The following is a 24,573-nucleotide window of genomic DNA, read 5'->3' as shown; positions in this document are numbered from 1 at the left end:
TAAATGGTTGTTCCCTTTGCGAAATTTACAACAAAGAAATGGGTTGTTTTAGCAAGTAAAATAGATCAGCTATTTATTGGAGTTGGTATAAAGTGAGGTTTAGGATTTAGACGAACCATAAATACAACACACAATGGCTGTATTAATAAGTTCGCCTAATAGAGAGTTACTCTTGAATTTTTCTAAACGTATTTACAACCCACTTCGCAAATAAATCAAGCGGGTGATTAGGCGTGCTTGATTCGTGCTGCACTAAATAGTATTTATCTTTAGTTGTTAAAGGCTGTTCGAATAATTTATAAAGCCATTGCTCATCTAACCAGCTTTGACTAATAGGCAGTGGGATAAGCGCAATGCCCATGCCTTGCTGCGCTGCACGCGCTACACCAAACATGCTATCTATTTGAATAATCTGCGAAGGAGAAAAGTCATCAATCCCCGCTTTTTCGGCCCACTGGTGCCATGCCCAAGGGCGAGCTTTGTGGAGGATGAGCGGAACTTGGTTAAGCGCTTGACGATGATCGTCTTTCCATTGAACGAGCAATTTTTTATTACATGCAGGAATATATTCAAGGTTAAACAACTCTGTTGCTAATCCTTCAGTAGGTTTACCTGAGGACAATACAATAGATAAATCGCTATGGCGCGTTAACTCTTTGCGCGTCTTGAGCGTGTCCATTTGTAAATTTATATTAGGATGCTCTGACGTCCACTCACTTAATTTAGGCATGAGTAGCTCGCTGGCAAAAAACTCAGGCAACGTAATTGTCAAATTTGTATTTTGCTGCATCTGACTAAACTCGTTAATGGTGCCCTCTAACATTGTGATGATAGGAGACACTGCATCAAAAAAGTTTTTACCCGCTGTGGTTAAGCTAATTGAACGCGTTTTACGTTGAAAAAGTTCAATACCAAGTTGTTCTTCAAGTTGTTTTATTTGATGGCTTACCGCAGACGGCGTTAAGTACAGCTCATTAGCTGCATGCTTAAAACTTAGGCTTCTTGCGGCAAAGCAAAAAGAGCGAAGGCCACGAATAGGAGTTTGCATGTTTTCCAGAATTATTTAATTTATTGAGACGCCTTACTTAGGCAAAATTTGAACCAACTATTTAATATATAAATATCAGTAGGTTAAAAATAAATTTAACGCTAGTTCACAAAAAGGGTGCAGACTATCCACAAAATAGTGCAAAGAATCTAAGCGCTTACATTTAATTTATATTTGTATTATAGATAAAATTTACTACAGATGTATGAATGACGGTAAAAATAATGGCAAAAGATAAAAAAAATCCCTCGTGAGAGGGATTTTGGGTAACTCAGCGCCATTGGCACTGGGAATGAGGTCGGTACAGGGGAAAGCGTTATTTTTAAGCTAAAGCCTAAAAAACCATTTCTGGTACTTCACCGTCAACAAGTAATTTACCTGCTGTTTTACTAATGATTTCATCAACAGTTACGCCCGGAGCGCGTTCTAATAAATGAAATGCGCCGTCTTTAACTTCTAGTACGGCTAAATCTGTCACTATTTTTTTAACGCAATTAACGCCAGTAAGCGGTAAAGAGCAGGCTTCTAATAGTTTAGAGTCACCATGCTTACTTGCATGGGTCATAGTAACAATAATGTTTTTCGCGCCAGCGACTAAATCCATCGCGCCACCCATGCCTTTAATCAGCTTTTTAGGGATCATCCACGATGCGATGTTGCCGTTCTGGTCAACTTCAAATGCACCCAGAACAGTTAAGTCTACATGACCACCCCGTATCATGGCAAAACTATCTGCACTATTAAATATGGCTGCACCTTTAGCTGCTGTCACGGTTTCTTTACCCGCGTTAATCATATCGGCATCTAGCTCTGCTTTAGTAGGGTACGGGCCCATGCCTAAAAGGCCATTTTCGGACTGTAACATAACTTCAATATCATCCGGTACATAGTTTGCGACGAGTGTCGGAATTCCTATGCCCAAATTTACGTAGTAACCGTCTTGAAGTTCTTGTGCAACGCGCATTGCAACTTGTTCACGTGATAATGCCATAATTATGCTCCTGCTTAATCTCGTGTTGTTACACGTTCAATGCGTTTTTCAAAGCTGCCTTTAATAACGCGATTTACAAAAATACCCGGGGTATGAATTTGGCTTGGTTCAAGCTCGCCCGGCTCTACAATTTCTTCTACTTCGGCAACGGTAATTTTACCAGCCGTTGCTGCCATTGGATTAAAGTTCATGGCGGTGTGTCTAAACACTAAATTACCGTATCGATCGGCTTTCCATGCTTTTACTATGGCAAATCCACCTGTTATAGACTCTTCTAAAATATACGGGCGACCATTAAATTCTTTTACGTCTTTCCCTTCAGCCACAGGAGTACCGTAACCGGTAGCGGTGTAAAACGCAGGTATACCCGCGCCACCAGCACGCATTTTTTCAGCAAGTGTACCTTGAGGTGTAAGCTCTACATCAATTTCGCCACTCAATAACTGCTGCTCGAATAGGGCGTTTTCGCCAACGTACGAGGCAATTACTTTTTTAATTTGTTTGTCTTGTAATAAAATACCTAAACCAAAGTCATCAACACCACAGTTATTAGATACTACAGTTAAGTTTTTTGTTTGCATGTGCTTAATTTGTTTAATTAAGCCCTCAGGAATACCACATAAACCAAAACCACCGGCAATAATGGTATCGCCGTCTTTTAATCCTTCCATTGCAGCTTCGTAGCTATAAACTACCTTATCAAAACCGGCCATGAGTCTCTCCTCATTGTGTGCTATTTGTTGTTAACTATCTTGAATTATCATTTTATAAGATAGCTATTTAGTGTGTAGTGCCACAGATACTTTGCTCACAGGTTGCTTACCAAGTGCTTTGGTTATCTCCCAGCCAGCGTCACTTAACCTTTGTAAATCAATTCCGTGTTCAATGCCAAGCCCTTGCAGCAAGTAAACTACATCTTCGGTGGCAACATTTCCTGACGCACCCTTAGCATAAGGACAGCCACCAAGGCCTGCAACTGCTGCGTCAACCGTTGCTATACCTAGGCTTAAGGCTGCGTAAATATTTGTAAGCGCTTGGCCGTATGTATCATGAAAATGCACGGCAAGTTTGGTTTTATCAATGTGCGTTAAAAGTAACTCGATTAATTGCGTTACTTCTTTAGCGGTGCCAACACCAATGGTATCGCCAAGGCTTACTTCGTAACATCCTAAATCTAATAGCTTTTGCGATACACTCAGTACTGCTTGCCGGTTAATTTCACCCTCATAAGGGCAACCTAGCACACAGCTTACATAACCACGTACGCGGATATTATTCGCTTTAGCAAACGCCATTACTTCACTAAAACGCTCAATACTTTCATCAATTGAGCAGTTTATGTTTTTTTGACAAAACGACTCACTCGCAGCGGTAAATATAGCAAACTCTTTAATGCCAACAGCGTGCGCTGCTTGCGCACCTTTTAAGTTAGGTGTAAGGGCACTTAAATTCACATCAGGTAAATCAAGTGCTGATATTACATCAGCCGAGTCTGCCATTTGCGGAACCCACTTAGGGGATACAAACGCGCCGGCTTCAATGTCTTTTAAACCTGCCGTACTTAGCGCGTTAATAAGCGCTACTTTATCCGCTGTACTGACTGTTTTTTCGTTTTGAAGGCCGTCTCGCGCGCCAACTTCAACAATACGGACTTTACTCGGAAAAGCACTCATTATGCACCTTCCTCAGTCGTATCTTCGACTATCGCAAGCAGGGCACCATGCGTTACCAATTCACCTTCACCAAAGCAATAGCTTTTTAAAATACCGTCGTGAGGCGCGTTAAGCGTGTATTCCATTTTCATGGCTTCAATAATAACAACCGCATCGCCTTTGGTAATTGTGCTGCCAATGTCAATTAAGTGTTTTACTACCGTGCCATTGAGCGGGGCGGCAAGTGGAAGTGCTTCGCTTTCGTGCGAACTAATATAATGTTTATCAACTAGTTCAAGCTTAGTTTGCAGTGCTTTATTCATCACTGTCACACTATTAGCTACTGTACTATTGCCAACGGTATTATTACCTACCGTAGTTACGTGTGCGCTGTGTTTTTCGCCGTTAATAAATACAGTGCATAGGCCGTTATTTAATGTGCCTTGTAGGGTAAATACGTGCTCGTTATGCGTAATACTATAGCCCGCTGTCGTTTTTATAGCGCTTAGCTGTAAATCGGCAAAAGGAATTTTAATTGCTTGCGGCGCATTGAGTGTAAAACCGCTTAGTTGTTGCCACGGACTTGCGCTGCTTGGCGCATTTTGTGTGTTAGTTAACGATTCTAAATATGCAAAAGCACCAATAAGTTGGCTTGCTTGCAACAGCTGCTCATCAACCGCTACTAACGAGTCACCTTGCTCTGCAATAAAGTGCGTACTGGGCGCACCTTGTTTAAACGTAGGGTGGCTTGCTAAATTATGTAAAAAACCAATGTTAGTGCTAAAACCCGCTAAATGAAATTGCTCAAGGGCGTGTTGTAAACGGCCCAGTGCTTGTTCGCGATTATCGTCGTGCACAATCAGCTTTGCAATCATCGGGTCGTAAAATGGGCTGATTTCATCGCCTTGTGCAATACCTGTATCAATGCGTACAAATTCACTGTTAAGCGGTGTATGCAGTGCTTCAATAGTGCCCGAGCACGGGATAAAGTCGTTAGCTGGATCTTCTGCGTATATACGCGCTTCAAAACTATGACCCTGCAATTGAATATCACTTTGTGTTAGTGGCAATGTTTGCCCACCCGCAATATTAATTTGCCAGTTGACTAAATCTACACCGGTTACCATTTCGGTCACGGGGTGTTCTACTTGAAGGCGCGTATTCATTTCCATAAAGAAAAATTCATCGCCACACAGTAAAAACTCAACCGTACCTGCGCCTCTATAATTTATAGCCAGTGCACAACGTACAGCTGCTTCGCCCATTTCTTTGCGTAGCTCGTCAGATAAACCCGGAGCAGGGGCTTCTTCAATTACTTTTTGATGACGGCGTTGCAAAGAACAATCACGATCGCCTAAATAAACACAGTTGCCATGGTTATCTGCAAATACTTGCACTTCAACATGGCGAGGCTGGTTTACGTAACGCTCAAGCAATACTAAATCGTTACCAAAACCGGCAATGGCTTCACGTTGCGCACCTTGTAATGCGCTCATAAAGTCTTGTGCTTTTTCAACCACACGCATGCCTTTACCGCCGCCGCCAAAGGCGGCTTTAATTAGTACAGGGTAGCCAATTTTTTCAGCTTCACTTTGTAAAAAAGCAGGGTCTTGTTTATCACCGTAATAACCAGGTACTAATGGCACATTAGCAGCTGCCATTATTTCTTTAGCGCGGGTTTTAGATCCCATTGCTTCAATGCTACTTGCTGGTGGCCCTACAAAAGCAATATTGTTCGCTTCGCAGGCCTTAGCAAATTCACTGTTTTCAGATAAAAAACCATACCCCGGGTGAATACAATCAGCGCCGCAGTCTTTGGCTACTTGTAAAATTTTGTCTGCCACTAAATACGAGTCTTTACTTGGCGCAGCGCCAATATGGTAAGCCTCGTCAGCCATTTTTACGTGCTGGGCATGTTTGTCTGCATCAGAATAAACCGCGACCGTGGTTAAGCCCATTTGTTTTGCGCTGCGCATTACGCGGCACGCAATTTCTCCGCGATTGGCAATCAGTATTTTTTGTAATCGTTGTGTGTTCATAATTAATCCTACAGTTGCCAAGCGGGTGAGCGTTTATCAAAAAAAGCACTTAGCCCTTCTTGACCTTCTTCAGATACGCGAATTTTTGCAATACGCTCAGCGGTAAGCTCAATGAGTTCATCGGTAATCGGCTTATTTGCTACATCGTTAATTAATGCTTTGGCGGCTTTTACTGCTATAGGCCCGTTATCAATCAGTGTTTGCAACATGTTATCGAGTGCACAGTCTAAATTACCGGTTACTTGATGAATTAAACCCAGTTGCTTAGCGGTATGCGCATCAAATACCTCAGCCGTTAAAAAGTATCTGCGAGCAGAGCGCTCACCAATGGCTTTAATTACATACGGGCTAATAACAGCCGGAATAAGGCCCAGCTTTACTTCGCTTAAACAAAATTGCGCATCGTCTTTACTAAGGGCTATGTCGCAACAAGCTATTAAACCCAGTGCACCACCAAAAGCAGCCCCTTGCACGGCGCAAATTGTAGGGTGTGGCGAGTTTGCCAATACCTGCATTAATTTAGCCAATTGCATTGAATCAGCTAGGTTATCGGTGTAGTTGTTATCCGCCATCGATTTCATCCAGGCTAAATCGGCACCGGCTGAAAAATGCTTACCTTCAGTTTTTAAAACCAAAGCGCGAATATCAAGCGTATTTGCATGTTCAATACACTGAATCAGTTCGTGTATTACTTCACTGTTAAATGCGTTTCTTTTTTCTGGGCGGCTTAACACAAGTACAGCCACATTAGATTTTGTTATTTGTAGTGTTACTGACATTTTGCGCTCCGGTTACATTCTAAATACGCCAAATTTCGAATCACGTTTTGGTGCGTTGTTCGCAGCCGTTAACGCAAGCCCTAATACATTACGCGTATCGGCAGGGTCTATAATGCCGTCATCCCACAAGCGGGCGCTGGCGTAATACGGATGACCTTGCTCTTCGTACTGATCAATAATTGGCTTTTTAAAGTCACTGATTTCTTGCTCGCTCATGCTTTGACCTTTGCGTGCTAAACCATCTTGTTTAACTTGCGCCATTACACCGGCTGCTTGCTCGCCGCCCATTACCGAAATACGGGCATTAGGCCACATCCACATCATGGTAGGTTCAAATGCACGGCCACACATTCCGTAGTTACCTGCGCCGTAAGAGCCGCCAATAAGTACTGTAAATTTAGGCACATCAGCACACGAAACCGCCATCACCATTTTAGCGCCGTGCTTTGCAATGCCTTCGGCTTCGTATTTTTTACCCACCATAAAGCCAGTAATATTTTGTAAAAACACCAAAGGAATATTGCGCTGAGCACACAGCTGAATAAAGTGCGCGCCTTTTTGCGCCGACTCACTAAATAAAATACCGTTATTAGCCACTATGCCAACAGGGTTGCCATAAATGCTGGCAAAACCGGTGACGAGTGTCTCACCAAAGTAGCGTTTAAATTCATCAAATGATGAGTCGTCCACTGTGCGCGCTATTACTTCGCGTACATCAAATGGCTTTTTAAGGTCGGTGCCTACAATGCCGTAAAGCTCGTTAATATCGTAACGCGGTGGTTTTACATCCTCTAGAAGAGGGGCTGTAGGGCGTGTGTAATTAATTCGCTCAATACACTGGCGCGCAATAGAAAGCGCATGAGCATCATTCTCAGCAAAGTGGTCGGCAACACCCGACACTTTACAGTGCACATCGGCGCCGCCAAGTTCTTCGGCTGTTACTTCCTCGCCTGTTGCTGCTTTTACCAGCGGCGGGCCTGCTAAAAATATAGTGCCTTGATCTTTTACAATAATGCTTTCATCGGCCATTGCAGGTACATATGCACCCCCTGCAGTACACAGCCCCATTACCACGGCTATTTGTGGGATACCTTTACCCGACATACGCGCTTGATTATAAAAAATACGACCAAAATGCAGCTTATCGGGAAATACATCGTCTTGCTCTGGCAGGTTTGCACCGCCCGAATCAACCAAATAAATACACGGTAAGTGGCAACGCTCTGCGATATCTTGTGCACGTAAATGCTTTTTAACAGTAAGCGGAAAGTACGTACCGCCTTTAACCGTGGCATCGTTTGCAATAATCATGCATTCAATGCCTTTAACACGGCCAATACCGGCTACAACACCGGCGCACGGTATTGCTTGTTCGTACACACCAAATGCCGCAAATTGTGAAATTTCTAAAAACGGTGAGCCTTCGTCAATTAACGTACTTATACGGTCGCGTACAAATAACTTACCACGGCCTTCGTGGCGCTCTTTTAATGCGGCGCCTCCGCCTTGGCTAATAGTGGCTACTTTACTGCGTAAATCATCCACCAGCGTCGACATGTTTTTATGGTTTTGCACAAACGTTGGATCGTGAGGATTAACGCTCGATTTTAAAATCGTCATGGTTTAATCCTTAACGGCTTTCAGTGAAAAGTTCGCGGCCAATAAGCATGCGGCGTATTTCTGATGTACCTGCACCAATTTCGTATAATTTGGCGTCACGCAGCAGGCGGCCTGTTGCGTATTCGTTTATGTAGCCATTGCCACCTAAAATTTGAATCGCATCTAGCGCCATTTTGGTTGCAAGCTCTGCGGCGTATAAAATTGCACCGGCGGCATCTTTACGGGTGGTTTCACCTCGGTCACAAGAGCGAGCTACCGTGTATACATATGAGCGCGCAGCATTCATTTGTGTATACATGTCGGCTACTTTGCCTTGAATTAACTGAAACTGCCCAATAGGGGTGTCAAACTGTTTACGCTCATGAATGTACGGTACTACTATATCCATACACGCTTGCATTATGCCAAGCGGGCCTGCTGCAAGTACTACGCGTTCGTAATCAAGGCCACTCATAAGTACTTTAACGCCTTCGTTTAAGTTACCTAGAATGTTCTCCTCGGGTACTTCGCAGTTTTCAAATACCAGCTCACAGGTGTTTGAGCCACGCATGCCTAGTTTGTCTAGCTTTTGCGCCGTAGAAAAACCCGGAAAGTCACTCTCTACAATAAACGCGGTAATGCCTTTAGCACCAGCATCTAAATCTGTTTTAGCGTAAATAACTAATGTATGTGCGTCTGGGCCATTAGTGATCCACATTTTGTTACCGTTTAAAATGTACTTATCGCCTTTTTTCTCAGCTTTAAGTTTCATTGATACAACGTCAGAGCCTGCATTAGGCTCACTCATTGCAAGGGCACCAATGTGCTCACCACTAATAAGCTTAGGTAAGTATTTTTCTTTTTGAGCTTGTGTGCCATTACGGTTAATTTGATTAACACACAGGTTTGAATGCGCGCCATAGCTTAGGCCAATAGAGGCACTGGCACGGCTAATTTCTTCCATAGCAATAACATGTTCTAAGTAACCTAACCCCGCGCCACCTAACTCTTCAGATACGGTCATACCCAGTACGCCCATTTCGCCCATTTGTGCCCAAAGTTGATTTGGAAAAGCGTTATCTAAGTCAGTTTTTTCAGCAAGCGGGGCAATTTCCTGACTCGCAAAACTGTTTACGTGGTCGCGGATCATATCGGCGGTTTCGCCTAGGCCAAAGTTCATTTCTTTATATAGTGAAATAGTGCTCATGATTCATTCCTGTGTGTCGTCAGTGTGTTGTTATTCTTAAAATAGGCTACTCGTCTATTTTGTTAAGTGTGTCTCTGCAGCGGCGTTCGGCCGTCACTAATTCCATAAGAACAACTTTAATGTCGTCCATTTGTTGAGATAGGTCAGACTTTTTATCAGCTATTAAATCAAGCATGGTAACCAGCTGCTTAGCGCTCGACTTATCAGCGTCGTACAGTTCAAACAAACGGCCGGTTTCGGCAAGCGTAAAGCCCAATCGTTTACCACGTAATATTAGTTTTAAGCGAACTTTGTCGCGTTTTGAATAAATACGTGTTTGACCATTACGCTCTGGGGTTATTAGCCCTTGGTCTTCGTAAAAGCGAATAGAGCGGGTAGTAATGTCAAACTCTTTAGCGAGTTCGCTAATGCTAAATGTTTGTTCATTACTTGCTGGCACCTTGGCAGAGCTTGCAAAGTTTGTTTGATTATCTGGTTTCATAGTTGTATTTACCTCATTCGAATAACCCCAATATAAGTGAAGTTTACGTAAAGGTAAAGCTTGGCGTGATTTGAAACTATTTATAAAGGAGTGTTGGTGTAAAATGTTAAATTATATTATTAATATTCAATGGTTTAATTTCATTTGTTTGATGCAGACTTACGACTGGAAAATAATGCTTACACTTTTAAAACTAAAAATTAAGCTGTTTTTAGTTGACGTTGGCGTAAACGTTAGTATTGTGTGTAGGTATTAAATAATAAATGAATACTAAATTAATAGAGCAAATATACTAACAATTATTTGCATTAAATTACAACGGAGTTAGTTATGACTTTAGAATCAGTGGTAATTGTAGCAGCAAAACGCACCCCAATGGGTGGTTTTATGGGAGCGTTAAGTGATGCGCAGTCTACCGAGCTTGGCGCAACCGCCATTGCCAGTGCACTTGCACAAACTGGTTTAGCTAATGATGCAATAGACGAAGTAATTATGGGTTGTGTATTACCAGCAGGCCTTGGGCAAGCACCCGCACGCCAAGCCATGTTAAAAGCAGGGCTTGCACTTAGCACCGGTGCTACAACAATCAACAAAGTATGTGGCTCTGGTTTAAAAGCGGCCATGCTTGCAAACGATTTAATTAAAGCAGGCTCTATTCAATCTGCTATTGCCGGTGGCATGGAAAGCATGACTAACGCACCGTACTTTATTCCAAAAGCGCGTGGCGGAATGCGTATGGGCCACGGCGAAATAAAAGATCACATGATGAGCGATGGCCTTGAAGATGCTTACGACAACAAAGCAATGGGCTGTTTTGCACAAGACACCGCCGACGAATACGGCATTGGCCGCGAGCAAATGGATACGTTTGCACTGGGCTCATTAAGTAAAGCAAAAGCCGCTATACAAAATGGTAGCTTTGATAACGAAGTTGCCCCACACACTATGCAAACACGCAAAGGCGATGTAACAGTATCGATTGACGAGCAACCAGGTAACGCCCGCCCAGAAAAAATCCCTACCTTACGTGCAGCGTTTAAAAAAGACGGCACCATTACAGCAGCTAATTCATCGTCAATTTCAGACGGTGGTGCAGCGCTTATATTAATGAGCGAATCAAAAGCAAAAGAGCAGGGCTTAACACCGCTTTGTAAAATTGTAGCGCACAGCACACATTCTCAAAAACCAAGTGAATTTACAGTTGCGCCCGTAGGCGCAATGAATAGCGTGCTTGAAAAAGCAGGTTGGACTACAAACGATGTTGACCTTTGGGAAATTAACGAAGCATTTGCCATGGTAACTATGCTGGCTATTAACGAGTTAAAACTTGATGAAAGCAAAGTAAACGTAAATGGCGGTGCATGTGCACTTGGCCACCCAATTGGTGCAAGCGGCGCACGTATTTTAGTAACGCTTATTCATGCCCTTAAAAATCGAGGCCTTAAAAAAGGCATTGCGTCTTTATGTATTGGTGGCGGTGAAGCGGTTGCTATGGCCATAGAAGCATATTAACTAGGTATTTAATAGTTATAAGAAAGCTGTACGAATAACTATAAAAGCGCTGCACTAATAATACTAACAAAGCGGCGCTACCAATTTTAAAAGAGAACACACAACTCACACACTAGGATTTAATCATGCACCAAGTACCACTACTTATTAATGGCGAATTTATTCAATCAGCATCAAAAGAGCTTATCGATGTTATAAACCCAGCAACTCAAGAAGTACTTGCACAAGTGCCATGTACCACAGAGTCAGAAATGGACGCGGCAATTGCCTCAGCCTCTGAGACGTTTAAAACATGGAAAGATGTACCTATTACAGAACGTGCTCGCATTATGATGAAGTACGCGGCGCTATTAAAAGAACATCACGATGAGCTTGCTACTATTATTTGCCACGAATTGGGTAAAACATTTGAAGATGCAAAAGGCGATGTTTGGCGTGGTATTGAAGTAGTAGAACAAGCAGCTAATGCTCCATCATTAATGATGGGTGAAACAATGGAAAACGTAGCGCGCAAAATCGATACGTATTCTTACATGCAGCCACTTGGTGTATGTGCGGGCGTTACTCCGTTTAACTTCCCTGCAATGATCCCACTTTGGATGTTCCCGCTGGCTATTGTGTGTGGTAACACCTTTATTTTAAAACCGTCTGAACAAGATCCTCTAACACCAATGCGCTTAGCTGAGCTATTTATTGAAGCCGGCGCACCAAAAGGCGTATTACAAGTTGTACACGGTACAAAACCACAAGTAGACCGCCTATTAGAAGATAAAGCAGTGCGTGCTATTTCGTTTGTTGGCTCGTGTGGCGTAGGTGCTTATATTTATTCTAAAGGCACACAAAACCTTAAACGCGTACAAGCGTGTGTGGGTGCTAAAAACCACATGGTTATTATGCCTGATGCAAGTAAATCGCACGTTGTAAATAACCTAGTAGGCGCATCGGTAGGTGCTGCTGGCCAGCGTTGTATGGGTATTTCGGTTGCTGTATTTGTAGGCCAAGCGAGCGAATGGGTAGACGAAATTAAAGCTGGCTTTGAAAATGTACGCCCAGGCGTGTGGGATGATGCAAATGCGGCATACGGTCCACAAACATCAAAAGCAGCAAAAGCACGAATTTTATCGCTTATTGCCGGTGGTAAAGAACAAGGCGCTACCTGTTTAATTGATGGTTCTGACTTTACAGTTGAAGGTTTTGAGCAAGGTAACTGGGTTGGCCCAACGTTATTTACTGACGTAACCAAAGAGATGGATTTATACAAAGAAGAAATATTTGGCCCCGTACTAGCGTGTATGTTTGTAGACACGCTTGATGAAGCAATCGCACTTATTAACGACAGCCCTTATGGTAACGGCACCTCGTTATTTACCTCAAGCGGCGCAGTAGCTCGTAAATTCCAACACGAAATTGAAGTAGGGCAAGTCGGTATTAATGTGCCAATTCCGGTGCCACTTCCGTTCTTTTCGTTCACTGGTTGGAAAGGCTCGTTTTACGGCGATACGCACACGTACGGTAAGCAAGGTATTCGTTTTTACACAGAAACTAAAACGATTACCTCACGTTGGTTTGAAGACGATATTGCTTCGGGTCCAAACATGAGCATTAACTTAAAATAATCGTAATTAAAAAATGAGTAAATAAAAGAATAACTAATAATAAAGATGGGCGCGAAGGCTACTTCACACACAACACACACATAAGCCTTCGCCGCTCGTCACGATATCCCCGTAACGGGAAACGCTAACAACACAACTAACATAACTTACACAATTAAAGAGGTCTAACATGGACTTTAACTTATCTGAAGATCAACAAGCCTTTGCGCAAACAGCACGACAATTTGCCGAGTCAGAACTAGCACCTTATGCAGCAAAATGGGACCGCGAACATATTTTCCCTAAAGACACGATTAAAGCAGCAGGCGAGCTTGGTTTTTGCGGTTTATACACGCCAGAGGAAGCCGGCGGCCTTGGTTTATCTCGTTTAGATTCGAGCATTATTTTTGAACAGCTTGCTATGGGCTGTACAGCAACCACGGCCATGTTAACCATTCATAATATGGCCACGTGGATGGTAGCAAGTTTTGGTACCGATGCAGTTAAAGACCAATACGTAGAGCAATTAGTAATGGGCGAGCTACTTGCCTCTTATTGTTTAACAGAGCCAGGCTCGGGTTCAGACGCCGCATCACTCAAAACAAAAGCTGTGCTTGAGGGCGATGAGTACGTTATTAACGGCTCAAAAATGTTTATATCGGGCGCTGGCGAAACCGAAGTATTAGTGGTAATGGCACGTACAGGCGGCGAAGGCGCAGCGGGTATTTCTGCATTTGTAGTCCCTGCCGACGCAAAAGGCGTTGAATACGGTAAAGCAGAAGAAAAAATGGGGTGGAACGCACAACCTACACGCCTAATTAGCTTTGAAGATGTACGCATTCCTGCGCACAACTTATTAGGGGCTGAGGGCGAAGGCTTTAAATTTGCGATGCAAGGTCTTGATGGCGGTCGAATTAACATTGCCACATGTTCAATTGGTACAGCGCAAGCAGCGCTTAATACCGCCCGTGAATATTTAAAAGAGCGCACTCAATTTGGTAAACCATTGGCTGCGTTTCAAGCGCTGCAATTTAAAATAGCCGATATGAACACCGAGCTGGTAGCTGCGCGCCAAATGGTTAGGCTTGCTGCATTTAAACTTGATAATAACGACGTTGAAAAAACCACTTACTGCGCCATGGCTAAACGCTTTGCTACCGATGTTGGTTTTACCGTGTGTAACGACGCACTGCAAATTCATGGTGGTTACGGTTACATAAAAGAATACCCACTTGAGCGCCATGTACGCGATGTACGCGTTCATCAAATTTTAGAAGGTACTAACGAAATCATGCGCGTAATTATCGCGCGCCGTATTTTAGCCGAATCAGCAAGCGACGTTTTATAAGGAGCAATGTATGTCAGAATCTAAATCTAATCCGAGTATTGAACTTACAACCGAAGGTCATGTTGCAATTTTGACGATGTCTAATCCGCCAGCAAACACCTGGACAAAAGACACTTTAGTTGATTTAAAAAATACCGTTAATGAGCTTAATAATAATAAAAATATTTATGCCTTAGTACTGACTGGCGAAGGCGAAAAGTTTTTTAGCGCCGGTGCCGACCTAAACGTATTTGCAGGTGGCGATAAAGGCGTAGCCGCCGACATGTCTCGTGTATTTGGTGAAGCGTTTGAAGCACTTACTAATTTTAGAGGCGTGTCGGTTGCTGCTATTAACGGTTATGCAATGGGCGGTGGCTTAGAGGTTGCCCTTGCGTGCGATATACGTATTGCTGAAGAACAAGCACAAATGGCGCTACCTGAAGCTAAAGTAGGGTTATTACCGTGTGCGGGTGGCACACAAAATTTAGCATGGCTTGTAGGTGAAGGCTGGGCAAAACGCATGATTTTATGCGGCGAGCGCTTAAAAGCCGATAAAGCCCTGCAAATTGGCTTAGTAGAAGAAGTAGTACCACAAGGCGAAAGCTTTGCTGCGGCATTAAAGCTTGCTAACCAAGTAGCCGATCAAAGCCCTACTTCAGTAGCCGCGTGTAAAACATTGATTCAAAAAGGGCGTCATCAACCAATGGCAAGTGTATTGCCTCTTGAACGTGAATTATTTGTTGGTTTATTTGATACCGAAGATCAACAAGAAGGCGTAAATGCCTTTTTAGAAAAACGCCGCGCTAATTGGGTAAACGGCTAATGAGTGCTTTAACATTATTAAATAGCGCCGATGAGCCCGTGATATTTGAAACCGCAACCGCAGAAAACGGCAGTTTGATAGGGCTTATTACACTCAATGCGCCAAAAGCGTTAAATGCGCTTAATTTTGAGATGATCAAATTACTTGAGCCGCAACTGCGAGCTTGGCAAGACGATGATGCTATTGCAATGGTGTTGTTAAAAGGCGCTGGCGATAAAGCATTTTGTGCTGGTGGCGATGTTGTTAGCCTTCATCATGCAATGGCGCAAGGTAAACCAACAAGCCTAGTTGAAGAGTTTTTTACGCTTGAGTACAAACTTGATTATCTTATTCATACCTTTGATAAACCAATCCTTGTTTGGGGTAACGGCATAGTAATGGGCGGCGGTTTAGGGTTAATGGCCGGTGCTAGCCACCGCGTCGTAACTGAAACATCACGCATTGCCATGCCAGAGCAAACCATAGGTTTATACCCAGATGTAGGCGGCAGTTACTTTTTACATAAAATGCCACAAAGCGTCGGACTATTTTTAGGCTTAACGTCGGCCTCTATAAACTGCGACGACGCGCGTTTTGTATCGCTTGCCGATCACTTTATCGATAGCAACAAATATGATGCCATGCTTGCGCAAATTTTAACTGCCAAGTGGGGAAAAACTGCAAGTCTAAATCATGACAGGTTAACCGATTTACTCACCTATTTAGATAACCAGTCGGCGCGTATGCCCAAAGGTAACGTAAAAGCTAACCTAAAAACGATTCAAAAGCTGGGTGAGTTTACAACCTTGCAGGAGCAGGTTGATTATATTTTAGGATTAACCACTGACGATAAATGGCTACAACGCGCTCAAAAATCACTTAAGCATGGCTGCCCACTAAGCTGTGCACTGGTTAGTGAGCAATTAAAAATAAGCCAAGGCAAAAGCTTATTAGCGTGTTTTAAAATGGAACTGGGTATGTCGGTTCGCGCTGGCGAAGTAGGTGAGTTTCAAGAAGGTGTAAGGGCGCTATTAATAGATAAAGACGGTGCGCCAAATTGGCAATACAAAACACTTAGTGATGTACCACAAACAATAATAGATAGCTTTTTTGTTAACCGCTTTGGCGAAAATCACCCGCTCAATGAGCTTGCTGTTAAATAAAATTGGTATCTAAAAGGAACAACTATGAGTAAATTAAACATAGGTTTTATTGGTTTAGGTAATATGGGCGGCCCAATGGCGGCTAATTTAATTAAAGCTGGGCATACTGTTAGCGTGTTCGATTTAAACCAATCGGTCGTAAATGAGCTTGCAAGCAAAGGCGCAAAAGCAGCAGTTGATGCAAAGCAGTGCGCAACTAATGCTGACGTACTTATTAGTATGTTACCTGCGGGCAAACATGTTAAGTCGCTGTACTTAGGTAATAACGACGACAACGGCCTAATTAACGTGCTGAGCAAAAATACATTAGTAATTGATTGTTCAACAATAGATGCAGAATCAGCACGTATTGTAGGCAGCGCACTTGGTGAACAAGGCATAAGCTTTGTAGATGCACCGGTGTCGGGCGGCGTTGCAGGCGCAACTGCTGGCACACTTACTTTTATTGTTGGCGGCGAAAAAGCAGCGTTTGATAAAGCAAATACAGTGCTGAGTGATATGGGTAAAAACATATTTCATGCAGGCGATATTGGCGCAGGGCAAGTTGCCAAAATATGTAACAACATGCTACTTAGCATTTTAATGGCAGGCACCAGCGAAGCACTGCAAATGGGTATTAATAACGGCCTAGATCCTAAAGTACTTAGCGACATAATGACCGCAAGTTCTGGCCGTAACTGGACGCTCGAACTTTACAATCCTTGCCCAGGTGTAATGGATACCGCACCTGCAAGTAACGATTACAAACCAGGCTTTATGGTTGATTTAATGGCTAAAGATTTAGGCCTTGCTATGGAAGCCGCGCAGCAAAGTAATTCATCAACCCCTATGGGTTCAATGGCTAAAAATTTATACACTATGCTACAGCACCAAGGTGCAGGTAGTGATGATTTTAGTGCCATTTTTAAACTGTTTTCTAAGTAGGAGCAACGCGTGGAAATTAAAAATAACACGGTAGTAATAACCGGTGGCGCACAAGGTTTAGGCTTTGCAATGGCGCAAAAGTTTGCACTTATGGGCGCAAACATTGCTTTAATAGATATGGCGCAAGAGCTTCTTAATACAGCATGCGAGCAACTCACACAGCTTGAAGGTGTCACAGGCAACATTAAAGGGTATGCCGCAAACGTAACCGCTGAAAGCGAAGTAGAAAACGTATTTAATACCATTAACAGTGATTTTGGCCACATTGGCGTGCTTATAAACAACGCCGGTATTTTACGCGACGGCATGTTTATAAAGGCTAAAGACGGCAAAGTCGTTAAAAAAATGTCTCTTGAGCAATTTCAATCAGTGATTGATGTAAACCTGACAGGTGTGTTTTTAGCAGGGCGCGAAGCGGCAAGCCACATGATTGAATCAGGCAAAGGCGGCGTAATCGTTAATATGTCGAGCGTAGCGCGTGCAGGTAACATAGGCCAAACAAATTACGCGGCATCAAAAGCAGGCGTAGTGGCACTTACCACCACATGGGCTAAAGAACTTGGCCGCTTTGGTATACGTGTAGGCGCTATTGCACCAGGTGTAATAAGCACCGCCATGACCGACGCCATGAAGCCCGAAGCCAAACAACGTATGCTCGCGGTAACGCCAGTCGGGCGCTTGGGCGAAAGCGACGAAATTGCCCATACCGCACAATACATAATCGAAAACGACTTTTTTACCGGCCGTGTGGTAGAAATAGACGGCGGGATTCGTTTGTAAACCGAACTGGATTAAGGTTTATTTAAAAAAGCATGGCGCTTGTGGGCTGTGCTTTTTTGTTTTAAATAAGGACGTTTATAATCTTGAAAAGGATTGATAACGGCATTGGCATTTTGTTGTAAACGCTTATTGTACATAAGATCTTTAATCATCTTTAGAAAGATAAATTTTATATATAATATTCAACTTCAAATGTGGACTGTATGTATAGACAGTGCCTTGTGTTTTGTCCAATAACATTATTAAAAGTCGTTTTGGTGTATTTTAACAACGGTAATTTTATAACATACGTAATTACTTGTTTACATTGAAGTTGTTTGGTGGAATTATTGAGCCATGTAATATATGCCGTTTTGGGGTGTTATAAACCCCCAAAGTGGTGTTCAATAAGCTGTTATAAGGCGCTAGCATGGATAAGCAACAGAGAATGGAACTCAGAAGGCAAGCTGGTTATAGGGACTTGCCTAAACCTCAGACAAAGGAAAAAGGACCTGAATATTCTTTATCTTATGTATGCTGTTCTTGTCGAACTTCAAATATGCGCCAATATAATCTTGAACCATGCCATTACCCTAAATCTATAGAGTGCCCAATTTGCAAAGGTGTTGCTGTATGTGTAGGTCGTCATTTCAAACCACCTAAAAAATCTGATACCGCACAATGGAAAAAAGTTGAGTACCTTATTGAACACGGTTTTATGTTTCAAAAAATTAGACCAGTTAAAAATTGCTATGATAGTGTTCCATATCCAGAAACTTTAGCTCAAGCAAAGGATTTTGTTGTAAAGTATCAACGGTATGCGGTTAAAACGCCTTATAACAAGGCAATCAAGCAGGACTAAATACAGCGGGCTGTTCGCTCCGCTCCATTTTAGCCCACTGTATTTAGCCTCTTATTGGGGCGTTATGTGTATCTCTTATGCGGAATTTGAATCCAACTGAAATTGTAATAATTACTAAACTGCTTAAGATGGCTAAGTTGGAAGTAGATATTTCCCAATTACTTGTCAATCCAATGAATGATGGTGGAATGGGAAGTTTAGCTATAGGTTATAACTATGACAGCCGTCAACTTGGTCAAGAGATCGCTGAATATATGTTTAAAGATTTGGATGGTACTCCTGTATCGGCAGCGTTAAACATAGATAAGCAAGGGAATTTATACGAGTTGGACATTTGGAAAGTAGATTTTTCTCCAACCCAAATGTTGGCGTAAATACACATAACAAGCCAATCAAGCGGGACTAAAAACAGTTTGCTCGGTTTCGCTTCGCTACACATTTTAGCAAACAATTTTTAGCCCCTTATTGGGGCGTTAGGTATTCAGGAGAGGTTCGAGTTTGTATAATCTATTAAAATTTATAAGTATCGTTTTACAATGCTTTTTACTCTTATCATTATTTAATTTCTTTTCAGGTTTATATTCCGCATTTCTAGAATTATCTACAAACGATCCTAAATTAGTTACAGGTCAAATTTCATCGGGTATCGTTATTTCTATTCTTCAAATAATTCCAGCTTTAATCGGATTAATTATTAGTATTTGGTTAATTAATAAAAAAAGTAGCTCCAAACTATTTATCATTTTCTGCAAATACTTCGCGTATCTATGGCTTTTATTTATTCCAATTGGTACATTCTTAGGTGCTAAGCAACTAAAAAGGTTAAAGAATACCTAACAAGCTGTTCAAGAGGGACAAAAAACAGTTTGCTGTTTCGTTCCTCAACATTATAGCAAACCATTTTTTGCCCCTTAACAGGGCGTTAGCTACCAAGGAAGAGTTGTGGAGTTTATCCCAAGATATTTAGCCCAAAAATTTAGTTTCTTTGAGTCAATCTCAATACCAAAGTTCTTTTTATTATTCTTTAGTGCATTTTTTATTACTGCTTTCATCTCAATGCAACTAGGAGAGCATGTTGTAAATATCTTAGCTCCTATTTTGGTCTCGCTAATATTTATTTGTTTTGCTAGTTTTGTGTCTGTTCAGCATTTTTCGAGAAAGCCTTGGGTTCCGACTAGCCCCTTGATTGTACAATTTACTTCTCAAGCTTGGTTTAATTCTCTTTTAACCATACTTTCTATTATTCGGCATTGGAGCGTTTTGACCTTTGTTAATATTGCGGTGGTTATGGTTTTAGTTATAAATGTTGTTGCTATTATTCAGGCGTTTGGTAGCTAACAAGCCAATTAAACGGGACTAAAAACAGTTTGCTGTTTTCGTTCCTCAACATTTTAGCAAACAATTTTTAGCCCCTTATTGGGGCGTTATGCCGATATTCGAGAATGGAGTTCACTTGTCTGCTGAAAGTAAAATAATTGAAAAATCATTAAAGTATGTTTCTTATTTGCAAAAAGGTAATAAACCTCGGAATAATAAAGAAGCTTTAAAATACTTTGTGACGTTTTTAAACACAATCGAAGAATTATCCAAAGATAAAATACGCTATTCAATCAAAGTTGGTATCGACACAGCTGAAGGAAGAAAAGAAGTTAACCTGCTAGACGATTGTGGTTTTGTATTACATCACCTATATCCAGTTATATTAACTTCTCCAGATTTAGATGAATTCGAACTGTATTTTAAAGCAACAACTAAGTTTCTTGATTCAACTCACGTTTCTTTAATATCTAAAACATGCGTAATTGATTTTGAGAATAAGAACTTTAAAGAACAAATAGAAAAATCTTTCGCAATAAGCTCGCAAGGTTTAGCCGCACTAAATGCTAGACTAAAATTCGGTCGCATAGCTCTTTCAAGTTCAGGTAATGAGATATTTGGAGATAAAGACTCTATACGTAATGTTTTTTCAATATACGTTTCTAAAGCGGTTGAATTCTTTGTTTATAAGGGACAATTCATACAGGCAGGTGATTTTTTAAGCGAGTTACTAAACACTGCAAACTCATCAATTGAAAAATCTGTTTTAGTCAGTACTATCGTGTCTCACAACGCTACATATAATTTAAGAAGTCGGACTGAACTTAATTCCTTTATAGAAGAGTATGAAGAGTTAATAAAGGAAGAAGATTTAGATTATTTAAAAAGCACTGTGAATTCTGAACCAGGAGGTGTTGAAGTACATGGCTTTTCATTTGGTAATGGGACGCTATCAACAAATACGACAAAAGATAAAGATATAGTAACGCTAATACGTTTTTCAATCCCATCTGTTTGTTCCGATGTTGATCAACAAGTAATCGAAATTGATGATAAATTAGAAATTATATTATCCCCCATATCTGCTTTTTGGGCTGATCCCATGTTTAGAATAATGAGTGGGTGGAATATAGCAAATATGGGGTGGAGCCATTTTTGTGATATTGAACCTGAAGAAGGGAAGAATTACACCCATATTCTTATAGCAATTAGGGAACTATATATCCCTGACGTTAAATTAAATGAAAATGGCTATGACAATATAGATTTTTCAGAAAAGGAAGCCTTAATTGGACGTACTTATTACCCACACAAAGAATTTGTTGTTAAGACTCTTCTATCAAATTTAACTGCATTGCAAAAGCATATAGAAATAGACAAAAAGGATATAAATGTAAATATGTTCTCTAACTATTTTGTTCAACACATTGACGAAATAACTAAAGAGAATATACATCACAAGTTGTACGCAATAACAAACCCTGATTCTTACTCTAAGACTCTAACTAGGTTTGTTGAGAGACTTAATAGCGTAAACTTGGCTGATGCATTTATTGATATTCGAGAATTAATGCTTTCAACCAAAATTGAAACCGAAAAAAGTTTAAAAGAGTTTGTTTTTCGGTGCGTAGATCTATTTGTTAAGCACAATATCGAAAATCATGGTGGCTACAAATATTTATGGAAGAACGATGTTAATGGTAATCAGGTTCCTTGCCGAGAGCCAGAAACGCAACCTTATATATTTAGCCATTTAAGAGCTATTTTTGATTTTATGGGAATCCAAATTTCTCGAGAAGTAGAAAGTTCAAATGGAGAAGTAGATTTCTTGATTTCATTTACGAATAGTCAAAATAAACTACTCAAGTTATGTGTTGAATTAAAATTAGCTCACGCCGAAAATATTGAGAAAGGCTTAACTAAACAATTGCCCGCTTATTTGAAAGGTGAGCGCTGTAAATATGGTGTTTATTTGGTTCTATGGTACAAATGTGAGTTGTTTGATCGGCCAAGAAAGTATAACGCTTTGAGTGAATTGGAAACTCAACTTAATAAAATAAATGCTAATAAAAACATATCCAATCTTATTATTAACTGTACTAAGCCTGTATCTCCTTCGAAGTTGAGGTGATAATCGGCATAACAAGCAATTCAACAGGACTAAAAACAGTGGGCTGTTCGCTTCGCTCCATTTTAGCCCACAATTTTTAGCCCGTTAATTGGGCGTTAGGAGGTAAAGTAGCATGGAGCTTAATCAAGATATGGAAGAGTCTGTAATATTAGCAATAAAAGAGTTTGCGAGTTCTATGAACTCGGGACAAAAAGTGGTTGCTGATATGTCTACCCTGATTAATGCTACATCTTGCTTACCATTATCGAATTTAGATTATTTGGAACGATTAATTCGATGTGAGTTTTCTTCTGCACTGGAATCTACAGTTCAACCTAAATGGAAGGTTTGGGTTAAGCCTTCTCCATTTTTAACATGGATTGATTTATGCAGTTGGGATGGATACAAACGAGAGAAAACACTGCGCACTTTAACTGAAGGTGCTCCAAATAGTTTTTTCTTTGCTATTACCCTTCGTAGATTGAATGACTGGGTCCCTGAGGTACGAAAAGCAGCAAGAGAAAAGCTTCCACTAATTGCTAACTTATCTAATCCTACTCATGTTGCAGACGCTTTAAGTTTAGCTCTTTCAAATTGGAACTCTTGGGGGAGAATTGAAGATTCAGATAAAGAAGTATTACTTGGTATTATAAGTAACAAAGAGATTGGCAAGGCGCTCAGGTCAAAAATCACTTTAGATACTTCAGGCCCTTTAACGTCTATTTTTTCTCAAATTGGCCGTACACCAATATTTGATAAATACCTTGATGAAATAGCTAATAATGCAATTCAACCTTCTGTCAGAGCTAAAGCATATAGAAGTCAATTTGAAGGGGAAATGAGTTGGTTTGAAGGTCGAAAGTGGGAATGGACTGATATTAGGTACTGTAAAGGCCGCATGAAACCAATAACTTCTGAGAGAAAGTTAACTGTAAATAATCCTTTCTTGAAAACGTTAAAAAGTGCGTCAATTGATCGCTCTTCAATAGTAAGAAGAATCGCAGCAGAATTCCTTATTAAAAGAATAGAGTTACTTGGTGATGAGTCTCTAACACTTGCAAACTTATTCTCAAAAGATACATCTAAGGCGGTTTCTGAGCGAGGAGTATTTGCATTAAAAATGTTAAAAGAAAAAGGGATTGGATAAGCGTAAAAACCTCCTAACAACACGCCCTGAGGTGGACGACTAGTAAAATTTAGCTATTAACTGCAAATTTTAAAAGTGGTGAGCCTCTGCGTTTTAAGGCCGCTAAATACGTCGATTCATCGTAAGGTGTATTCGTTTTCCAACACTTAAATACAATCCTTATCCATTTAAAGGCCAGTGATCTAATTATGCTGTTATGCGGCTTACCCTTGGCTTTTTGTTGCTCATAATACGCTTTAGCCCAAAACGAATAACGAATAGAAAAGCCAGCCCATTCTACAAATGTTTGCCTTAAAAAAGTGGGGCAACTATAACGCCAATGAGTCCACATTTTTTGACCACTGCGCTCAATAACAGGCGCTATACCCGCGTATTTTTGAAGTTCTGCAGCATCATTATAACGCGCACGATTACTCCCAAAAGCAACAAGTAAACGTGGGGCGAGTTGTGGACCTGCACCAGGTAAGCTATCAAATATCTTTTTATCCTGCTGGGCTTTATAAGCCGATTTTATTGCTTTATCGAGCTTTTCAATACCTTTTAATAACACTTTAAATTGCGTAATAAGCACTTCAACGAGCATTTGATTAGGCACAATGACGCCTTCATCCAGAGTTAATGGCATTGAATTTTTAATACTGTCTAGTCGTGCATTATTGACCGTGGAATAGTGTGAGTTATGACTCTCAAAAAAGTCGAGTAAAGTCTGTTTTCTTGCTTTTTTAACCGCAGTGAGTGACGGCCATTTCTGAATGAAGTCGCAGAATATATACGTGTCCTTTTCTTTAAACCATTCAAGTGCCTGTGGGTAATAATTCTTTAATGTCGCCGTTATTTTATTGGATAAATCGACACTGTCTTGCACTAAACTTCGGCGATATTCAACAAGCTGAGACAGCGTTCGTATAGCTGCTGACTCAGGCTCAATGACAGACAGCTTATCCATGTGTAACGTGAGAATTTCAACTTGTACAAAGGCATCTGATGGGTCATCTTTTGCGCCACTGGGCGTAAAAGCCTGGCGGTATTTAGCAACAGCACAAGGATTAACGGTAAATAAAGTAAGGTGGTCGTATTTAGCTAATGCATAAATAAGCGGGCCTTTTTTAAGCTCACAAACAATCGCTATTTTCTGCTCTGGATAACGCTGTTTAATATCCATAGCCCATTCATGCAACGCTTCAGGTGTGTGTTTAATAACGGTGTAATGATATTTATTAGTGCCTGTTGGGTGTTCACAAATATCATGTTTTTTATCG

At 41.2% G+C, this 24,573-nt stretch carries 22 protein-coding genes; 12 read left to right on the top strand and 10 right to left on the bottom strand.

Features of this window, described 5'->3' with window-relative positions:
• Positions 1–166 precede the first annotated feature (166 nt).
• From I6F48_RS07200 to I6F48_RS07160, 9 genes are all read right to left on the bottom strand, one after another.
• On the bottom strand, positions 167–1,048 hold the full coding sequence (locus I6F48_RS07200) for a LysR family transcriptional regulator (RefSeq protein WP_197119149.1): 882 nt from the start codon (positions 1,046–1,048) through the stop codon (positions 167–169).
• 334 nt (positions 1,049–1,382) lie between these two features.
• On the bottom strand, positions 1,383–2,039 hold the full coding sequence (locus tag I6F48_RS07195) for a CoA transferase subunit B (protein ID WP_007580251.1): 657 nt from the start codon (positions 2,037–2,039) through the stop codon (positions 1,383–1,385).
• A 14-nt stretch (positions 2,040–2,053) separates the two neighbouring features.
• Entirely contained in the window at positions 2,054–2,752 is a 699-nt protein-coding gene (locus tag I6F48_RS07190) for a CoA transferase subunit A (protein WP_197119148.1), read from the bottom strand.
• 63 nt (positions 2,753–2,815) lie between these two features.
• A complete protein-coding gene (locus I6F48_RS07185) occupies positions 2,816–3,712 on the bottom strand; it encodes a hydroxymethylglutaryl-CoA lyase (RefSeq protein ID WP_197119147.1) in 897 nt (298 codons plus the stop codon).
• Positions 3,712–5,730, bottom strand: coding sequence for an acetyl/propionyl/methylcrotonyl-CoA carboxylase subunit alpha (locus I6F48_RS07180; protein ID WP_197119146.1), 2,019 nt, complete (start codon positions 5,728–5,730; stop codon positions 3,712–3,714). The genes I6F48_RS07185 and I6F48_RS07180 overlap by 1 nt, the downstream gene beginning before the upstream one ends.
• Before the next feature lie 8 nt (positions 5,731–5,738).
• Positions 5,739–6,509 carry an enoyl-CoA hydratase/isomerase family protein gene (locus I6F48_RS07175; RefSeq protein ID WP_197119145.1) on the bottom strand — a complete coding sequence of 257 codons (771 nt, stop codon included), beginning with the start codon at positions 6,507–6,509 and terminating at the stop codon, positions 5,739–5,741.
• A 12-nt stretch (positions 6,510–6,521) separates the two neighbouring features.
• Complete coding sequence (locus tag I6F48_RS07170) at positions 6,522–8,129, bottom strand: carboxyl transferase domain-containing protein (RefSeq protein WP_197119144.1); 1,608 nt, start codon at positions 8,127–8,129, stop codon at positions 6,522–6,524.
• Positions 8,130–8,139: 10 nt separating this feature from the next.
• Positions 8,140–9,315: an isovaleryl-CoA dehydrogenase gene (locus tag I6F48_RS07165; protein WP_165727515.1), complete on the bottom strand. Its 1,176-nt coding sequence runs from the start codon at positions 9,313–9,315 to the stop codon at positions 8,140–8,142.
• A gap of 46 nt (positions 9,316–9,361) precedes the next feature.
• Positions 9,362–9,796, bottom strand: coding sequence for a MerR family transcriptional regulator (locus I6F48_RS07160; RefSeq protein ID WP_166376336.1), 435 nt, complete (start codon positions 9,794–9,796; stop codon positions 9,362–9,364).
• Between the two features lie 330 nt (positions 9,797–10,126).
• Here I6F48_RS07160 and I6F48_RS07155 point away from each other — a divergent pair, with 330 nt between their 5' ends.
• From I6F48_RS07155 to I6F48_RS07100, 12 genes are all read left to right on the top strand, one after another.
• Entirely contained in the window at positions 10,127–11,308 is a 1,182-nt protein-coding gene (locus tag I6F48_RS07155; protein ID WP_197119143.1) for a thiolase family protein, read from the top strand.
• Between the two features lie 125 nt (positions 11,309–11,433).
• Positions 11,434–12,924 carry a CoA-acylating methylmalonate-semialdehyde dehydrogenase gene (locus tag I6F48_RS07150; protein WP_197119142.1) on the top strand — a complete coding sequence of 497 codons (1,491 nt, stop codon included), beginning with the start codon at positions 11,434–11,436 and terminating at the stop codon, positions 12,922–12,924.
• Positions 12,925–13,093: 169 nt separating this feature from the next.
• Entirely contained in the window at positions 13,094–14,251 is a 1,158-nt protein-coding gene (locus tag I6F48_RS07145; protein ID WP_165727517.1) for an acyl-CoA dehydrogenase family protein, read from the top strand.
• 10 nt (positions 14,252–14,261) lie between these two features.
• Positions 14,262–15,053, top strand: coding sequence for an enoyl-CoA hydratase (locus I6F48_RS07140; RefSeq protein ID WP_024590175.1), 792 nt, complete (start codon positions 14,262–14,264; stop codon positions 15,051–15,053).
• Complete coding sequence (locus tag I6F48_RS07135; protein WP_197119141.1) at positions 15,053–16,195, top strand: enoyl-CoA hydratase/isomerase family protein; 1,143 nt, start codon at positions 15,053–15,055, stop codon at positions 16,193–16,195. The genes I6F48_RS07140 and I6F48_RS07135 overlap by 1 nt, the downstream gene beginning before the upstream one ends.
• A gap of 24 nt (positions 16,196–16,219) precedes the next feature.
• Positions 16,220–17,119 (top strand): 3-hydroxyisobutyrate dehydrogenase, encoded by a 900-nt coding sequence (gene mmsB, locus I6F48_RS07130; protein WP_197119140.1) that lies wholly within the window; start codon positions 16,220–16,222, stop codon positions 17,117–17,119.
• Positions 17,120–17,128: 9 nt separating this feature from the next.
• A complete protein-coding gene (locus tag I6F48_RS07125) occupies positions 17,129–17,899 on the top strand; it encodes an SDR family oxidoreductase (RefSeq protein ID WP_197119139.1) in 771 nt (256 codons plus the stop codon).
• A 409-nt stretch (positions 17,900–18,308) separates the two neighbouring features.
• Positions 18,309–18,740, top strand: coding sequence for a hypothetical protein (locus I6F48_RS07120; protein WP_197119138.1), 432 nt, complete (start codon positions 18,309–18,311; stop codon positions 18,738–18,740).
• Between the two features lie 86 nt (positions 18,741–18,826).
• On the top strand, positions 18,827–19,114 hold the full coding sequence (locus tag I6F48_RS07115) for a DUF6984 family protein (protein ID WP_197119137.1): 288 nt from the start codon (positions 18,827–18,829) through the stop codon (positions 19,112–19,114).
• A 568-nt stretch (positions 19,115–19,682) separates the two neighbouring features.
• Complete coding sequence (locus I6F48_RS07110) at positions 19,683–20,078, top strand: hypothetical protein (protein ID WP_197119136.1); 396 nt, start codon at positions 19,683–19,685, stop codon at positions 20,076–20,078.
• Positions 20,079–20,193: 115 nt separating this feature from the next.
• The gene (locus I6F48_RS07105; RefSeq protein ID WP_197119135.1) at positions 20,194–22,188 is read left to right on the top strand and encodes a hypothetical protein; all 1,995 of its coding nucleotides are present in this window, start codon (positions 20,194–20,196) and stop codon (positions 22,186–22,188) included.
• A gap of 112 nt (positions 22,189–22,300) precedes the next feature.
• Positions 22,301–23,314, top strand: coding sequence for a hypothetical protein (locus I6F48_RS07100; protein ID WP_197119134.1), 1,014 nt, complete (start codon positions 22,301–22,303; stop codon positions 23,312–23,314).
• A 49-nt stretch (positions 23,315–23,363) separates the two neighbouring features.
• Here the strand turns inward: I6F48_RS07100 and I6F48_RS07095 are convergent.
• Positions 23,364–24,573, bottom strand: a 1,210-nt coding sequence (locus I6F48_RS07095) for an IS110 family transposase (RefSeq protein WP_197119133.1), incomplete at its 5' end; no start/stop codon positions are given.

It is taken from the genome of Pseudoalteromonas sp. SWYJ118 (assembly GCF_015864505.1).
Taxonomy (GTDB): domain Bacteria; phylum Pseudomonadota; class Gammaproteobacteria; order Enterobacterales; family Alteromonadaceae; genus Pseudoalteromonas; species Pseudoalteromonas arctica.
This window is presented reverse-complemented; position numbering and strand designations above follow the sequence as displayed.

Excerpts from the sequence above, each read along its gene's own strand:
- I6F48_RS07200 (WP_197119149.1), bottom strand. The coding sequence starts at position 1,048 with ATGCAAACTCCTATTCGTGGCCTTCGCTCTTTTTGCTTTGCCGCAAGA.
- I6F48_RS07195 (WP_007580251.1), bottom strand. The coding sequence starts at position 2,039 with ATGGCATTATCACGTGAACAAGTTGCAATGCGCGTTGCACAAGAACTT.
- I6F48_RS07190 (WP_197119148.1), bottom strand. The coding sequence starts at position 2,752 with ATGGCCGGTTTTGATAAGGTAGTTTATAGCTACGAAGCTGCAATGGAA.
- I6F48_RS07185 (WP_197119147.1), bottom strand. The coding sequence starts at position 3,712 with ATGAGTGCTTTTCCGAGTAAAGTCCGTATTGTTGAAGTTGGCGCGCGA.
- I6F48_RS07180 (WP_197119146.1), bottom strand. The coding sequence starts at position 5,730 with ATGAACACACAACGATTACAAAAAATACTGATTGCCAATCGCGGAGAA.
- I6F48_RS07175 (WP_197119145.1), bottom strand. The coding sequence starts at position 6,509 with ATGTCAGTAACACTACAAATAACAAAATCTAATGTGGCTGTACTTGTG.
- I6F48_RS07170 (WP_197119144.1), bottom strand. The coding sequence starts at position 8,129 with ATGACGATTTTAAAATCGAGCGTTAATCCTCACGATCCAACGTTTGTG.
- I6F48_RS07165 (WP_165727515.1), bottom strand. The coding sequence starts at position 9,315 with ATGAGCACTATTTCACTATATAAAGAAATGAACTTTGGCCTAGGCGAA.
- I6F48_RS07160 (WP_166376336.1), bottom strand. The coding sequence starts at position 9,796 with ATGAAACCAGATAATCAAACAAACTTTGCAAGCTCTGCCAAGGTGCCA.
- I6F48_RS07155 (WP_197119143.1), top strand. The coding sequence starts at position 10,127 with ATGACTTTAGAATCAGTGGTAATTGTAGCAGCAAAACGCACCCCAATG.
- I6F48_RS07150 (WP_197119142.1), top strand. The coding sequence starts at position 11,434 with ATGCACCAAGTACCACTACTTATTAATGGCGAATTTATTCAATCAGCA.
- I6F48_RS07145 (WP_165727517.1), top strand. The coding sequence starts at position 13,094 with ATGGACTTTAACTTATCTGAAGATCAACAAGCCTTTGCGCAAACAGCA.
- I6F48_RS07140 (WP_024590175.1), top strand. The coding sequence starts at position 14,262 with ATGTCAGAATCTAAATCTAATCCGAGTATTGAACTTACAACCGAAGGT.
- I6F48_RS07135 (WP_197119141.1), top strand. The coding sequence starts at position 15,053 with ATGAGTGCTTTAACATTATTAAATAGCGCCGATGAGCCCGTGATATTT.
- mmsB (WP_197119140.1), top strand. The coding sequence starts at position 16,220 with ATGAGTAAATTAAACATAGGTTTTATTGGTTTAGGTAATATGGGCGGC.
- I6F48_RS07120 (WP_197119138.1), top strand. The coding sequence starts at position 18,309 with ATGGATAAGCAACAGAGAATGGAACTCAGAAGGCAAGCTGGTTATAGG.
- I6F48_RS07100 (WP_197119134.1), top strand. The coding sequence starts at position 22,301 with ATGGAGCTTAATCAAGATATGGAAGAGTCTGTAATATTAGCAATAAAA.